A 14,501-nucleotide genomic window follows, 5' to 3' on the forward strand; every position below is an offset into this window, starting at 1 on the left:
TCGACAGACGGCCCGGGTGCGACGGCTCGCCTCATCCCTCACTGTTTCCTCAACTGACCTTGTCCGTCACACTCGTTGACATCAAATCTGAGCACCGTTCATGTTCCTCGCTGCTCCTCCGACCCGGAGACACCCCCCATGAGACGACTCCTCGGCACCCTCGCCGCCGCCTCCCTCACCGTCACCGGACTCGCGGTCACCTCCGCGACCCCCGCGGCCGCCGCGGACTCCGGCACCTTCGACGTCCTGACGTACAACATCGCGGGCCTCCCGCTCGGCCTCGGCGACAGCGACCCGGAGACCAACACCCCGCTGATCGGGCAGCGGCTCGGGCCGTACGACATCGTCAACGTGCAGGAGGACTTCAACTACCACGCCGCGCTGTACGCCAACGACAAGCACCCGTACCGCACGCCGACCAGCGGCGGCGCGGCCTTCGGCGACGGCCTCAACACCCTCTCGGACCACCCCTACGAGGACTTCCAGCGGGTCAAGTGGAACAACTGCACGGGCACCAACTGCCTGACGCCGAAGGGGTTCTCGCTCGCGCGGGTCAGGCTGGCGGAGGGCGTCTTCGTCGACCTGTACAACGTCCACACCAACGCCGACTCGGACGACGCCGCCCTCGCCGCCCGCCGGGCCAACATCGAGCAGCTGTCCGACTTCATCCAGGCCAACTCCGCGGGCAACGCGGTGATCGTCATGGGCGACACGAACACGCGGTACACGCGCGCCGGCGACAACATCCGCACCCTGCTGTCGGAGAACGGCCTGAGGGACCCCTGGGTGGACCTGGTCAAGGGCGGCACACCGCCCGCGCAGGGCGGCGACGCCCTGGTCTGCGACGCGGCGGCGCCGACGAACGACTGCGAGGTGGTGGACAAGGTCCTCTACCGGGGCAGCCCGCTCGTGAACCTGAAGGCCACCCGCTACGACAACGCCTGGGAGTCCTTCCTGCGCTCCGACGGCAAGCACCTCTCCGACCACTTCCCGCACACGGTCGACTTCTCCTACACGCTCAACCCGGGCCTGCGCGCGAGCGACTTCTTCGGCGGCCCGCACGGCACGGCGTTCAACGACGCGGACGACCTGCCGGCGACCCCGGCCCCCCGCACCCTCGCGCTGCGCGGCAGCGCCCGCCTGGACGCGGTGTCCCTCACCCACGACGGCGGCACGACCCTCGCCCACGGCGGCACGGGCGGCACGGCGACGTCCCTCACCCTCGCCTCCGGCGAGCACCTGACCTCGGTGAAGCTGACGCAGGGCCAGAAGGACGGCCGGACCCGGATCTTCTCGGCGTCCTTCACGACGGACCAGGGCCGCACCCTGTCCGCCGGCACGGCCACGTCCGCCGCGAAGACCTTCACCGCCCCGTCCGGCTGGCAGATCGTGGGCTTCACCGGCCGCGCGGGCGAGGAGATCGACAAGCTGGGGGTGGTGTACGCGCCGATCCGCTGAACCGTTCAGCCGGCGAGCCACCACCGGTTCGCCGCCCAGGTGAAGGCGTAGCTGAAGCCGTTGACCGCCCAGTGCAGCGCCGCGGGCGCCAGCAGGCTGCCGGAACGGCGTCGCAGCTCGCACAGGACCGCCCCGGCGGCGATCATCGCCACGATCGCCGCCGCGACGGCCGGTACGACACCCGCCGAGCCGCCGCCGAAGACCTCGCCGACGGCGGTGTTGGAGCGGTTGAGGCCGCGCGAGGGCATGAGGTGCCACAGGCCGAACAGCACCGACGACACGGCGGTCGCCCAGGCCGTTCCGCGCCGCCGCCGGATCATGGCCCAGAGCACACCGCGGAAGGCGGTCTCCTCCAGCAGCACGGTGCCGAAGGGCACCCGCACCAGCGCCCGCCACAGCACCTGTCCCAGGGACAGGTCGACCGCTCTGGCGTCCCGGAACACATCCTGGCCGGCCGGGACGGCGAGGAGGAGCACGAGGACGAGGAGGACGGCACCGGCCAGGAGGGGCGCCCACCGCAGCCCCCGGCGCACACCCGCCGCGTCCAGCCCCAGATCGGCCAAGGTGAGACCGTCCCAGCGGGCGAGCAGCAGCAGGACGCCCGTGGCGGCCACACAGACGACGACGTACGCGACCTGCCCGGGCAGCAGCCAGTTGTTGAGCAGGTTCACGGCGGCCAGGACGGCGATGACGCAGACGATCGGCATGGTCGTTCCAGGATCCCCCTCGCGGCAGCCGGGGGCACACGGGACACGTACTAGGATCTCTCGCCGGGAAGCTCCAGGTCCGGCCGTGACGGAGGCGGATGCCATGCCGAGAGCCGGTCTCACGGCCGAGCGGGTCGTCGCGGCCGCCGCCGACCTCGCCGACGAGATCGGTTTCGAGAAGGTCACCGTCTCCGCGCTGGCACGCCGCTTCGGGGTCAAGGACGCGAGCCTGTACTCGCACGTCCGCAGCCTCCAGGACCTGCGCACCCGCGTCGCCCTGCTGGCCGGGGGCGAGATGATCGACCGCATCGCGGCGGCCGTCGCCGGGCGGTCCGGCAAGGAGGCGCTGGCCGCCTTCGCCGCCGCCTACCGGGGTTACGCCCTGGAACACCCGGGCCGGTACGCGGCCACCCAGATCCGCATCGACCAGTCCCTCGTCGCCGATGCCCCCGCCCTGCGCCGCACCGCCGAGATCACCTACGGCCTGCTCCGCGCCTACGGCCTGGACGAGCCCGACCTCACCGACGCCGTCCGCCTGCTGCGCAGCGCCTTCCACGGCTACTGCTCCCTGGAGGCCACCGGCGGCTTCGGCGCGCCCCGCGACGTACAGGCGTCCTGGGACAGGGCGGTCGACGCGCTGCACGTGGCACTGGAGAACTGGCCACGCGAGGAGAGGACTCCCCATGCCTGAAGGCGCCCGTCCGGGCCACACAGCCACGTCCATCGCGGAGGCCTACGCGCTCGGCCCCGGCCCCTGGACCAGGACGCCCGTCACCCGGGGCGCGCTGGGCCGGATCTGGAAGCTCTCTCTCCGGGAACGGCTCCTCGTGGGCCGTGAAGGAGCTCCTCTTCGGCTGTGACGAGGCCCAGGTCGGCCGCGAGGTCGCGTTACGGGACTCCGCGGCCGGCCTGGGCATCGCCGCGCCGCGCCTCTTCCGCAACCGGCACGGCGCGCCCGTCTCCCGTCCCGGCTCCCCGGGCGGCTCCTGGGTGAAGCTGTACGACTGGGTCGACGGCACCCGTGCGGACCCTTCCGATCCGGAGGTCCTGGACTGGTTCGGCCGGACCATGGCGCTGCCGCACCGGGCGGGTGAGGGGGCGGCCGGGACGCCGAGCGACTGGTACGAGAGCTGTCCCGACGGCGCCGACTGGGACGCCGGCCTGCCGTGGTCGGACGAGCTGGACCGGTTTGCCGCCGGCTCCGCGCCCCGGCTCGCCCACTGGGTGACTCCGTCCGCCCCCCCGGCCTCCTGGTGACCTCGCACCTCGACCTCCAGCCCCAGAACGTCCTGGTCGGCCCGGACGGCCCGGTCCTCCTAGACTAGGTGAACGCCGATGCGGCCCGGCGCCTGGCGCGGGCGTACCGCGCGGCCGGGGGCCGGGCCGTCGTCACGGGCCCCGAGTCGTTCTCGATGCTCTTCGCCACGGCCCTCAACTGGCCCGCCCCCTCCCCCTCGCGCTCCTTCCGCACGTCTCTCTCCGCCGCCGACCCGCTCGACGTCTAGGGTCTGTCGTTTGGATCAGGTCGCGGACGCGGGGTGAGGCAGAAGACGCGGATGTCCCGGCCGGCGCGGGCGGCGTAGGTGTCGTAGAAGGGGATGGCCAGCAGGATGCGGTGGCGCTGCTGTTCCTTTTCGTGCGCGGTGAGTTGGCGGGCGCTGACCTGCCAGGAACGTCCTCGCGCGGTGACCGTGGCCTCAGGGCGGTGCAGGAGGTTGGTGCTCCAGGCCGGGTGGTGGGGCCGGCCGAAGTTGCTGCCGACCACCAGCCAGGTGCCGTCCGCCGCCCGGTGCGCGGCCAGGGGCGTGGCGCGGGGGATTCCGCTGCGGTGACCGATGGTGCCCAGCACGATCGTGTCCAGGACGAGTCGGCTCGGCAGCAGCCGGCCCCGGGTCAGGCGGTGGAGGAACAGGTCGCAGCGCGGCAGCACATGAGGGGCGATCCGGAGGACGGCACGGCTGGTGGCGAAGCGGACGAACAGCGGGTGGGTCACAGGGCGTCCTCCGTCTTCGGAAGCGGTACGCGCCGGTACGGCTCGCTCTGGGTGGGGCGTCGGTCGGGCTGACCGGCTGCGGGCCAGGCGGCGCAGGCCCGTTCGGCCATCGCGGTCACGGTGAGCGCGGGATTGACGCCGAGGTTGCCGGGCACGGCGGAGGCGTCGGTGATGTGCAGGGTCGGGTAGCCGTGCACGCGGTGGTAGAGGTCGGCGACGCCGGTGGCGGGGTCGCTGCCGATCGGGCAGCCGCCCAGCAGATGGGCGGTGACGGGCAGGCCCAGGGCGGTGTTCCACAGCAGTGCGGCCCGGCCGTCGGTCTGCCGGGCGTAGTGGTGCGCCACCGCCTCGGCCGTGGCCAGTCGTACGGGTTCGGGCTGGGGGCTTCCCGGGTGGAGGGTCAGCCTTCCGCGCCGGTAGCGGCTGGTCAGCTGGGAGTCGCCGCGCTCCATGGCGAAGAGGACGGCGGTACGGCGGCCGAAGTCCCGCCAGGGGAGGCCGGCCGTTCGCGTGAGCAGTGCGGCCGGGTGGGAGCCCGGCCCGAGTCGGCACAGCTGGACCAGGAGGTCCGGGTGCGGTCGCAGCGCGGAGCTGATCGCGACGCCGGGCCCGACGTCGAAGCCGTCCGCGGACACGGTGGCGAACACCTCGCGGTTGGTGCGGGTGCGCGTACCCAGCGCGGATGACAGCTTCGGCAGATGCGGCCGGGAGCGGTGCAGGAGTTCCGCGGTGCCCCAGGCCCCGGCCGCGAGCACGACCTGACGCGCCGTCAGTACCGCGCGGTGCCGGGCGATACCGGTGCCGTGGCGTGTGTGCACCCGCCAGGTGCCGTCCGGCTGCGGCACCAGGGTCCGGGCCTCGGTCAGCGGCCGGATGTCGGCTCCGGCCCGTTCGGCGAGGTGCAGGTAGTTGTGGTCCAGGGAGTTCTTCGCGCCGGCGCGGCAGCCGAGGGTGCACCGGCCGCACTCCGAGCAGCCGGTGCGGGCCGGGCCCCGGCCGTCGAAGAAGGGGTCCGGCACCGCGCGGCCGGGTGGGCCGAAGTGGATGCCGACCCGGGTGGCTCGGACGCCGCCGGGCACCCCGAGAGCGTCGGCCGCTCGGCACAGGGCGTCGTCCCCCGCCGCCTGCCGGGGGACGGGGGTCGTGCCCAGTATCCGTTCCGCCGACGCGTAGTGGGGGGCGAGTTCGCTCTCCCAGTCCAGGGACGGATCCCAGCAGGGGTCACGGAACACGGTCGCGTCGGGCCGGTAGTGCACCCCCGCGTAGACGAGGGACCCGCCGCCGACTCCGATGCCCGTCAGCGCGATCAGCCGACGCCGTACCCGCAGGCGGGCGATGCCGCGCCAGCCGAGCCAGGGCGCCCACAGCAGGCGGTGTGCCTGCCACGGGGAGGCGGCGAAGTCCTCCGGCCGCCAGCGCCGCCCGGCCTCGACGACCGTGACGCGGTAGCCCTTCTCCGCCAGCCGCAGCGCCGCGACACTCCCGCCGAACCCGGAGCCCACGACGAGCACCTCGTGCAGAACCACCCCACCTCACCCTTCCGCTACGGCCGGTACATTACCGATCACAGCATGTGTACATGATCCGACTCAGAGAGAGCCCGTGGCTGCCTCCGTGCCTCCCCCCGCCGTCCCGACCGCTCCTGGAGCACTGCCCCTGCTCGGGCACGGCCTGAAGCTCCTGTGTGACCCGCTCGGCTTCATGACGTCCCTCAACGAACTGGGCCCTTTGGTGCGAATGCGCGGCCCTGCCTTCACACCCGACGTCTATCTGGTCAACTCGCCGGAACTCCTTCACCAGCTCCTGGTGACCGACGCCCGCAGCTACTCCCAGGCACGGATCACCGCCGGAATCGGCTCCCAGTTCGGCATCAGCCTGGTGATGGACATGAATTTCGACGGGTTGACACTCTTCGCCTCGCACCTGAGGCACCGCCGTGCCGTGCAACCGGCGTTCCACCCCCGCCGGATCGCCGCCGGGACACCCGCGCTCCGGCAGGCCGTGGAAGAGGCCGTCGCCGGCTGGGCCCTCGGCAGCACCCTCCGCGTGGACCAGGAGATGGCCCGCCTCGCCTACCGCGTCAACGCCCGCGCCGTGTGCGGCGACACACCCGCCCTCGACCGGGTGACGGCCGAACTCGCGGCTCTGAGTTCCCAGACCACCCCGGGCATGTACTGGCGCCTCGCCCTCCCGGGACTCGCCCACGCCCGGCACGTGCCGGGCACCGGCAGGTTCCTGCGGGCGCTGTCCGGCCTGCGCGCCGCCGTCGCGGCCTCCCTCGCCCACCACCGCGCTCAGGGGGCGACCGGCGACGACGTCGTCTCCCAGCTCCTGCGGGCCCGCTACCCGGACACGGACGAGCCGCTCGACGACCGGCAGATCATCGCCGACACCCTGTTCCTGCTCTGGGCCGCGACCCACGGCCTGAAGGACGTACTGCCCCACGTCTTCCACGAGTTGGCACTCAACCCCGACGTCGAGCAGCGGGTGCACGAGGAGATCGGCTCGGTCCTCCAGGGGCGGCCCGTGCAGGCCGAGGACCTGCCCGCGCTCGACTACACCCGGCGGGTCGTCAAGGAGACCCTGCGCCTGCACCCCGCCCCCTGGATGCTGGGCCGGCGCGCCCTCGTCCCCGTACGCCTCGGCACCGCCGAGCTCCCGGCCGGTACCGAACTCGCCTACTGCACCTACGCGTTGCACCGCCACCCCGACATCCACCCGGACCCGCTGCGTTTCGACCCCGACCGCTGGCTGCCCGACCGCGCGAGGGGCCTGGCACGCTGCTCCGACCTCGCCTTCGGCGCGGGGGTGCGCAAGTGCATCGGCGACGCCCTGACGATGAACCAGGTCCTCACCGCCGTGGCCACCATCGCCGCCCGCTGGCGGCTGCGCCCCGTACCGGGACACCGCTACCGGCCGCGCGCCCGCATCGTCATCTCCCCCGGCCCGCTGCCCATGACGTGCCATCCGCGCGATGTCCTACCAGCCGATGATGAGTTCGGCGGTACTTCGGTCCGGGATGATCGTTGGGCTGATCGTGATCGATGACGACGTCCCCATGAGGACATACGGCGGGCGGACGAGCCGCCGGCGGTTCGCTCTGGCCCTGACTCCCCTGCTCGTCGGCGCCTCCGTCCTGCTGGCCGGAAGCGCCGCGGGGGCCGTCTCCGTGGCGTTCGCGGGGGAGGTTCCCGTCACGGTCCATGCCGCGCGGATCTCCGGGTCGGGTGTGTCGGCCTCCCCGGCCGCCTCGGGCCGCGGCGGACTGCTGCCGGCGCTGGCCACGCGGGTGGAACAGGCGACCGTGGAGGACGCCTGCGTCACCTCCACCGCCCGCCTGCCGGTCGTCGGAGCGGTGACGGCCGTCGTGCGGATCGAGCGCGCGTCGGCCACCGGCCTGACGGTGGAGGCGGGCAAGGCCACGGCCGGGTCCGTGAAGCTCTCCGGAGCGGAGTTCAGCACCCCGCGGATGTCCCTGGACCGGCCCACGGGCCTGTTCACCGTCGGCGCGCGGAAGGTCAGCGGCAGGGATGTGGTCACGCAGCCGCATGCCTTCACCGCCGGGACGATCACGTCCCGGGGTGTCGCCGTCGAGATGCGCCGGGGAGAGGGCGGCTGCGGGCCGGGGACCACCCGATGACCACGGCGATGCGACCGGAGTGGCGGTCCGGGTGGCGGGGGTGGCGCCGGGGCCGCCCGTTCGCGGCGGGGCTGCTGCTGGGCCTCGGCGGACTCGAGCTGATCTGCGTCTCCTGGGTGGGCCTGGGCTTTCTGCGGTTCACCGGCACCGCGGGCGCCGCCTCCTGGGGCCTGGGCGCGCTGTTCGTGGTCGCCGGTGTGACGACGTGGCGCAACCCGGCCCTGCGCTACTTCTCCGGCGTCCTGGCCGCCGTGCTGTCGCTGGTCAGCCTGGTCGCCGCCAACCTCGGTGGCCTGCTGCTGGGCTTCCTGCTCACCGCCGTCGGCAGCGCCCTGGCCCTGGCATGGGTCCCCCAGCAAGCACCTTCGACCCGAGAAGAGGAGGCGTGAGGTGAGTTCTCCCGCCGTGCCCGCCACCTGTGTCTACCGGCGCAGCGGCATCCACGACGCGGCCCTGCGCAGCGGTTACGAGGCGTGCCGCCGCGCCACCCGCGCGACGGGCGAGATCGAGTACGCCGTCTCGCTGCTGCTGCCGCCGCCGCTGCGGACCGCCACCTGGGCGCTGTACGGCGCCGTCCGCGCCGTGGACGACCTGGCCGACGCCGCCGGACCCACCGGCGAGGCGGATCCGGGGCGGGCCGGGTGGCTGGAGGCGTGGATCTCGGCGTTCGACACGGACCTGCGTGAAGGACGCGGCAGCGACCCGGTACGGCAGGCGCTGATCCACACCATGCTGACCTGGAACCTGCCGCCGGGATTCCTGCACACGCTGTTCGAGGAGCTGCGCCAGGACGTCCACGGACGGCAGTTCGCCACCTGGGAGGAGTGGCGGCGCTACAACAGCCTGATCAACACCCCGCTCGTGCTGCGCGCGGGCTCGCTGCTGCTGCGGGCCGCGGGCCTGTCCGCCGAGCCGGAGGCGATCGCCGTGAGCGTGCCGGACGCGGCCGTGGCCTGGCATACCGCCGTGGAGGCGCTCTACCTCACCGACGCCCTCGTCGACCTCTCCGACGACCTCGGCCGGGGCCATGTGGCGCTGCCGCAGGAAGCCCTGGACGAGGCCGGGGTGTGCCGTACGGACCTGCTGGCCCGGCGCGCCACCCCCGAGTTCGAGGACCTGGTGCGCCACCTGGCCGACCGGGCTCGCACCTGGCTGGACCACGCGTCACTGCCGCCCGTCCTCCACCCGGCGGTCGGCATCGCGCTCGGCGCCTACACCGACCTGTACCGGCTGCGCCTGAAGGCCGCGGCCGATGCCCCCGCCGCGCTGCTGCACCGCCGCCCGGCCCTGCCGCGCGGCGCCCGGCTGCGCCTGCTGCTGCCCGCCCGGGCGAAAGCCGCGCTGGCCTGGGGCCTGTTCCCCTTCCCCATCCAGCCCTGCCCGCCGGAACTCGCACCGGCAGAGACGCCCGAAGGGCCCGACGAGCCCGAGGAGACGCGCTCGCAGGCCGCCCGGCGGCCCCCGGCACTTCCTCCGCCTCCCCACCCCTCCGGCGCCCGCCCGCCCCGGCTGCCCGCCGAGGCCATGCCCCGCCACGTCGCGATCGTCATGGACGGCAACGGCCGCTGGGCCACCGCCCGCGGCCTGCCCCGCCCCGACGGCCACCGGCAAGGCGCCGAGGCGCTGGTCGACGTCGTCCACGGCGCCCTGGAGATCGGCCTGAAGCACCTGACCCTGTACGCGTTCTCCACCGAGAACTGGAAGCGCCCCGCCGACGAACTCCAGGCCCTGATGTATGAGATCCCCCAGGTGGTGCTGCGTCTGGTGGACGAGGAACTGGACGTCCGCGTGCGCTGGGCCGGTACGCGCTCACGCCTCCCGGCCGACGTCATCGGGACGCTCCTCCAGGCCGAACGGGCCACCCATGACCGCACCGGACTGACCCTGACCATGTGCGTGAACTACGGCGGCCGCGCCGAGATCACGGCAGCCGCGGCGAGACTCGCCCAGGAAGCGGTCGCCGGGAGGGCCGATCCCGGCTCCGTCTCCGAGCACGCCTTCGCCCGCTACCTGTACGTCCCCGAACTGCCCGACGTGGACCTGCTGGTGCGCACCGGCGGCGACCAGCGGACCTCCAACTTCCTTCCCTGGCAGGCCACCTACGCCGAGATGCTGTTCCTCGAAACCCCCTGGCCCGCGGTGGACCGCCGCACCCTGTGGGACGCGATGGAACAGTACGCCCGCCGCACCCGACGCTACGGCTCGGTCCCCCGCATCCCCGCCCAGACCGCCTCCCTGAGGGGACAGGAAGCACCGACGCGGTGAGACCCGCCCCCGCCGGGGTACCGACGGCCCGTCACTCCGCCACCGTGACGTCCGCCCCCGAACCGTCCAGCCGGACCCGCACCCCGCCCCCGTCGCTCCAGCGGACCTGCAGTTCCCCGGTCTCCGCCACCCGTACGGAGACCAGGTCCCCGAGCGGGGCAGGGTTCGGCTCGGCCGTCAGGCGGGCCAGGGCGGCGAACAGGGTCGGACCCTCGGCGGTGGCGCCGGTCAGGTCGTCGCCGAGCCCGACGGCGGGCAAGAGTTCGGCGCGGACACCCTCCACCTCGCTCCACCCCGTCACCCGCACCTGAGTCCCGGGCTCCGCCCCGGACACCAGATGCACCCGCACCTCCACCGCCCCGCGCGCCAGGACCACGCTCGTCACCCGCGCTCCCCCGCCCGCCGCGTGCCGCGAGGCCACCCAGCCTTCTCCCACGCCCAGGGGTTCGATGCCGGTGCGGCCCGGGTCGCCGCCCACGATCACGCTGTTGTCGTACGACTCCGCCGGGGCCGTCACCGTCGAATACGCCAGCCGCGTGTAGTACGGGTCGTAGCGGACGTCCTCGCTGCCGTGGTTGTGGAGGCGGACCACGCCGTCGGAACGTGTGGACTGGAGCAGCCAGTTGGGAGGGCCGAGGGGGGTGACGGCGTCCGCACGCTCGGCCGGGCCGGGTTCCTCCAGCGCCGTCCACACCTCGTGGTCCGGCGGCAGGAGCAGGCCGAGGAAGCCCTTGCTCGCCCAGTACGGGGAGGCCGGGCCCGAGTAGCCCTGGAGGACGGACGCGTCGGGGCCGTGCCAGCCCAGGGACAGCAGGCCCCGGTCGTCGACCGCGCCCCGGTCGAGGAAGTACCGCAGGGCCCCGGAGGCCAGGCGCCGCGTCTCCCCGGGCGACAGCGGCGTACGGCCGGTCAGCGCGCCCAGCCACAGCGGGGCCGTCGTCGCGAAGCGGTACGTCAGGGAACGCCCCTGGCGCATCGGGGCGCCGTCGCCGCCGAAAAGGCGGGCGTAGTCCGCGAGATGCCTCTCGAGGCGGCCCCCGTACAGCTCCAGCAGCCGCTCGTCCCGCTCCAGCCAGGCGTGCAGCACCGGGTAGAGGTGCATCGCCCAGCCGTTGTAGTAGTCGTACTTGCGGCCGTCGCCGTCGGTGTACCAGCCGTCGCCGGCGTACCACTGCTCGATGCGCTCCAGGCCGCGGTCGATCGCCGCGCGGGAGGCGTCCGGCCGGTGGCCGATCTCGGCGAGGAAGCCGCCGACCGTGACCGGGAACAGCTCCCAGTTGCAGGGCCAGGGTTCGGCCGTGAGCGCGTCGGCCAGCCAGGCCGCCGTGCGCTGCCGTACGTCGTCGTCGAGGCGGTCCCACAGCAGCTCGCGCGTCAGCCGCAGGGCCAGGGCGACGGACGCCGCCTCCACCAGGGGCTGGCCGCGGTCCTCGATGCGGGGCCAGACGCCCGAGACACCGGCGGCCAGGCCGTCGGCGTAGCGCTCCAGGGCCTTCTCGTCGCGGCGGAAGGCGGCCAGCAGCAGGGTGCGGGCGTAGCCCTCCAGGCCGTCGGAGAGGCGGCCCGACCAGCTCGTCCGGTCACCGGGCAGGTGGTAGAGGGCGCGGTCCTCGCTCGCGTGGGGCTCGACGGCGCGGAGCAGGGCGTCGGCCGCCGCCTCCCAGTGGGCGCGGGTGTAGCCGGTGAGGGGGCTGGTCGTGCGGTCGGCGGGCGGCAGCTGCATCGGGTCTCTTTCGCGCTCGGACGGTTCGGACCTGGAGCGCCCCGGTTCCGGTCGGGGCGCCCCAGGGGTTCATCCCACCCGCACCTTGCCCTTCGGCACCAGATGCCGGGTGACGAGTTCGTCGCGGACCAGACCCGCGTAGAGCGTCGCACCGCGCACGGACGTGTGCGTGTTGTCGCGCGCCTCGTTGGTGAGGTACAGCGCCTTGGAGCCTTCCACGCCCAGGGACTCCACCAGCGCCTTGGTCTTCGCCGTGAGGTCGATCAGCGGGACGTCCCGTGCGGCGGCGACGGAGCGGATGACCGCCGGGTGGTCGACGCCCAGGCCGTTGACCAGGAGCGCGGTTCCGTTGTTCAGCGTGCCGTCGGGGCTGAACCAGCGACGCACGATCGGAGTGACAAGGACCGGCTGTCCGCCCCGCTCCCGGATGCCGGCCACCAGGGTCTCCAGGTTGGCCCGGTAGGTGGCCTCGTCCGTGGTCTTGTCGTTGTGGGCGAGCTGGACGAGGACGAGGTCGCCGGGGCGGATCAGGGGCCGTACGGTGGCCCACAGTCGCGGGTTCCCCAGATACGAGACCGTACTCTCGCCGGAATCGGCGTAGTTGGCGACGGACAGCCCCTTGCCGAGGTACTGGGGCAGTTGCTGGCCCCAGCCGGAGTACGGGGCGCCCGGCTGGTCGCAGACGGTGGAGTCGCCGACCAGGAAGATCTGGCGGGCGTGCCGGGCGGGAGTGACCTTGATGCCGGCCAGGGCGGGGGCGGACCCGCCGATCCGCAGGTCGAGGCCGGGGGTGCCCTCGGGGCCGGTGGGCTCGCCCTCGGGGGTGCGGACGTTCACGGTGAAGCTGCGGGTGACGTGCTCGCCCGCCGGGGCCGCCGTCTCGGGGAGGAGGGAGCGGCGGGTCTCGCCGCTGACGCTCGTGCTCGACGCGGCCTGCCCGCCGAGCGTGACCCGGACGTCGTACGTGCCGGGCGGGACGTCGAAGTGGCAGGTGCCGGCGGCGCATTGCGCGAGGCCCGCGTGGGTCTCGGCCGATGCGGCCGGTGTGGACGGCAGGGCGGTTCCCAGGGCCACCGCCGTCACGACGGCGATACTGAAACGTCTCACTCGCGGCTCCTCCCAGCGGACGACACGATCTGGGGGACCGTACCGCTTGGGACAAGCGCTTTCCATACATTGAGCAGCTTCCACGAAGATTCCGGCCGCACCCCGTCGAAAGCCCTTTCACGGCCGTCCCGTCCCGGCGTCCGCCCTGGAGGGTGGACGCCGGGACGCGATCGGCGCGCTCGCCCGAGGTGTGGTCAGGTCCCGCGCGTCCACTGCTGGTTGGTTCCTCCGTTGCAGGTGTACGTGATGATCGCGGCGCCGTTGGCCGTGGACGCGCCGTTCACGTCCAGGCACTCGCCGCTCGCCCGCGACTTGACGTTCACGTACGAGCCGGTGGTGGTCAGCGACCACTGCTGGCTCGTGGCGGAGGCGTTGCAGTTCTCCTGCGTGACCGTGCTCGCGTTCTCCTGCACGCACAGGGAGTTGTTGCGGACCATCAGCTGGTAGTAACCGCTTCCGACGGACTTGAACCAGTACTTCTGGTTGGTGCCGCCGTTGCAGTCGTACTGCTTGATCTGGGCGCCCTGCCACAGCGACTGGCTGGTCACGTCCGCGCACCGGGCGGAGTGGCGGGCGATCAGGGTGTTGTACGTGGCGCTCGTGCCGCTGATCGTCCCGGCGGCCGTGTCGACGGTGACCTCCGGCGACCAGGACATGGCCATCGTGGTCGAGTTGGAGAAGGTCAGCGGCAGCCACACGTACCGGGAGTCGTTGACGGTGCCGCCGAAGGAGTTGCCCCAGCGGTCGCCCATGTACAGGTACGAGGTGCCCGAACTGCCCTGTACCGGAAGGACGTAGGCGGTCTGCGAGCCGTACGTCGTCGCGTCGCCGATGTTCTTCATGGCCGACCAGGGGCCGGCGATGTTCGTGGCCGTGGCGTACTGCTGCTGGTTGGGGTTCCAGCCGGTGGCGCCCGAGGTCAGCATGAAGTACACGCCGTTCCGCTTGAACAGCGCCGGGGCCTCGCGGTGGCCGCCGGGCCAGGGGTTGGCGACCAGGCTCGCGATGCCGGTGTAGTCGGCGGTGAGGCGGTAGATGTGGAGGTCGTAGTTCTCGCGGGCGGCGGAGATCATGTACCCGGCGCCGTCCGTGTCGGTGAAGACCGTGATGTCACGGGACATGTGCTGGCCGAGCGGCCGGAAGCTGCCCTTCCAGGTGTAGTTGCCGTCGACGGTGTCGGAGACGGCGACCGCGGCGCGGGCCTCGCTGTAGTCGGTGCCGTTCTCCTTGTGCATCCACATCACGAACTTGCCGGTGGCCGCGTTGTACATGACCTTCGGCCGCTCGATGTTGGCGGTCGCCAGCTCCGGGGCACTGGCCTCGGTCAGGACGTGGTTGCGGAACTCCCAGTTCTTCAGGTCGGTCGAGCGGTAGGCGTCGACGTACCGGAAGGTGTTGTCGGCGTTGCGGTGCTCGCCGAACCAGTAGTAGTAGGAGCCGACCTTGACGACCCCGCCGCCGTGCGCGTGCACGGGGTTGCCCGAGGTGTCCGTGAACTGGGTGCCGTTGGTGATCGTCTGGGGCGCGGCCTGGGCGGGCCCGGCGGTGGCCAGGGCACCGAACAGCCCGAGGCACAGGGCGAGGAGGGTGGCGTACACGCGTCTCATG

At 73.0% G+C, this 14,501-nt stretch carries 12 protein-coding genes and 1 pseudogene; 7 read left to right on the forward strand and 6 right to left on the reverse strand.

Annotated elements, in window-relative coordinates; all coding sequences use genetic code 11:
• Positions 1–138 precede the first annotated feature (138 nt).
• Positions 139–1,458, forward strand: a complete 1,320-nt coding sequence (locus IE255_RS18955; protein ID WP_190051499.1) for a jacalin-like lectin — start codon at positions 139–141, stop codon at positions 1,456–1,458.
• A 5-nt stretch (positions 1,459–1,463) separates the two neighbouring features.
• Here the strand turns inward: IE255_RS18955 and IE255_RS18960 are convergent, their stop codons facing one another.
• Complete coding sequence (locus tag IE255_RS18960) at positions 1,464–2,165, reverse strand: CPBP family intramembrane glutamic endopeptidase (protein ID WP_190051500.1); 702 nt, start codon at positions 2,163–2,165, stop codon at positions 1,464–1,466.
• Positions 2,166–2,268: 103 nt separating this feature from the next.
• Between IE255_RS18960 and IE255_RS18965 the strand changes: the two genes are divergently transcribed.
• A complete protein-coding gene (locus IE255_RS18965; protein ID WP_190051501.1) occupies positions 2,269–2,856 on the forward strand; it encodes a TetR/AcrR family transcriptional regulator in 588 nt (195 codons plus the stop codon).
• A pseudogene (locus IE255_RS18970) lies at positions 2,849–3,604 on the forward strand (aminoglycoside phosphotransferase/kinase family protein); the annotation flags it as partial. The gene IE255_RS18965 and the pseudogene IE255_RS18970, both read left to right, overlap by 8 nt.
• Before the next feature lie 62 nt (positions 3,605–3,666).
• Here IE255_RS18970 and IE255_RS18975 read toward each other — a convergent pair.
• Both IE255_RS18975 and IE255_RS18980 read right to left on the reverse strand, forming a co-directional pair.
• Positions 3,667–4,158, reverse strand: coding sequence for a nitroreductase/quinone reductase family protein (locus IE255_RS18975; protein WP_190051502.1), 492 nt, complete (start codon positions 4,156–4,158; stop codon positions 3,667–3,669).
• Positions 4,155–5,684, reverse strand: a complete 1,530-nt coding sequence (locus tag IE255_RS18980) for a GMC family oxidoreductase N-terminal domain-containing protein (protein WP_190051503.1) — start codon at positions 5,682–5,684, stop codon at positions 4,155–4,157. Before IE255_RS18980 ends, IE255_RS18975 begins: the two co-directional genes overlap by 4 nt.
• 76 nt (positions 5,685–5,760) lie before the next feature.
• Here IE255_RS18980 and IE255_RS18985 point away from each other — a divergent pair, with 76 nt between their 5' ends.
• The 4 genes from IE255_RS18985 to uppS are packed head-to-tail and all read left to right on the forward strand — an operon-like array spanning position 5,761 to position 10,063.
• Positions 5,761–7,206: a cytochrome P450 gene (locus IE255_RS18985; protein WP_190051504.1), complete on the forward strand. Its 1,446-nt coding sequence runs from the start codon at positions 5,761–5,763 to the stop codon at positions 7,204–7,206.
• Positions 7,207–7,216: 10 nt separating this feature from the next.
• Positions 7,217–7,798 carry a DUF6230 family protein gene (locus IE255_RS18990; RefSeq protein WP_190051505.1) on the forward strand — a complete coding sequence of 194 codons (582 nt, stop codon included), beginning with the start codon at positions 7,217–7,219 and terminating at the stop codon, positions 7,796–7,798.
• Entirely contained in the window at positions 7,795–8,187 is a 393-nt protein-coding gene (locus IE255_RS18995) for a DUF6114 domain-containing protein (protein WP_190051506.1), read from the forward strand. Before IE255_RS18990 ends, IE255_RS18995 begins: the two co-directional genes overlap by 4 nt.
• A gap of 1 nt (position 8,188) precedes the next feature.
• On the forward strand, positions 8,189–10,063 hold the full coding sequence (gene uppS / locus IE255_RS19000) for a polyprenyl diphosphate synthase (RefSeq protein ID WP_190051507.1): 1,875 nt from the start codon (positions 8,189–8,191) through the stop codon (positions 10,061–10,063).
• 31 nt (positions 10,064–10,094) lie between these two features.
• Here uppS and IE255_RS19005 read toward each other — a convergent pair whose 3' ends face one another.
• The 3 genes from IE255_RS19005 to IE255_RS19015 form a co-directional block, all read right to left on the reverse strand.
• Positions 10,095–11,786, reverse strand: a complete 1,692-nt coding sequence (locus tag IE255_RS19005; protein ID WP_190051508.1) for a DUF2264 domain-containing protein — start codon at positions 11,784–11,786, stop codon at positions 10,095–10,097.
• Between the two features lie 69 nt (positions 11,787–11,855).
• Positions 11,856–12,893 carry a rhamnogalacturonan acetylesterase gene (locus tag IE255_RS19010; RefSeq protein WP_190051509.1) on the reverse strand — a complete coding sequence of 346 codons (1,038 nt, stop codon included), beginning with the start codon at positions 12,891–12,893 and terminating at the stop codon, positions 11,856–11,858.
• A gap of 194 nt (positions 12,894–13,087) precedes the next feature.
• Entirely contained in the window at positions 13,088–14,500 is a 1,413-nt protein-coding gene (locus IE255_RS19015; protein WP_190051510.1) for a family 43 glycosylhydrolase, read from the reverse strand.
• Position 14,501 lies beyond the last annotated feature (1 nt).

Origin of the sequence: Streptomyces lomondensis (assembly GCF_014651035.1) — a bacterium.
Lineage (GTDB): Bacteria > Actinomycetota > Actinomycetes > Streptomycetales > Streptomycetaceae > Streptomyces > Streptomyces lomondensis.

What these genes read in the sequence shown, in the direction of transcription:
- IE255_RS18955 (WP_190051499.1), top strand. Translation starts at nt 139, where the DNA reads ATGAGACGACTCCTCGGCACCCTCGCCGCCGCCTCCCTCACCGTCACC.
- IE255_RS18960 (WP_190051500.1), bottom strand. Translation starts at nt 2,165, where the DNA reads ATGCCGATCGTCTGCGTCATCGCCGTCCTGGCCGCCGTGAACCTGCTC.
- IE255_RS18965 (WP_190051501.1), top strand. Translation starts at nt 2,269, where the DNA reads ATGCCGAGAGCCGGTCTCACGGCCGAGCGGGTCGTCGCGGCCGCCGCC.
- IE255_RS18990 (WP_190051505.1), top strand. Translation starts at nt 7,217, where the DNA reads ATGAGGACATACGGCGGGCGGACGAGCCGCCGGCGGTTCGCTCTGGCC.
- IE255_RS18995 (WP_190051506.1), top strand. Translation starts at nt 7,795, where the DNA reads ATGACCACGGCGATGCGACCGGAGTGGCGGTCCGGGTGGCGGGGGTGG.
- IE255_RS19005 (WP_190051508.1), bottom strand. Translation starts at nt 11,786, where the DNA reads ATGCAGCTGCCGCCCGCCGACCGCACGACCAGCCCCCTCACCGGCTAC.
- IE255_RS19015 (WP_190051510.1), bottom strand. Translation starts at nt 14,500, where the DNA reads ATGAGACGCGTGTACGCCACCCTCCTCGCCCTGTGCCTCGGGCTGTTC.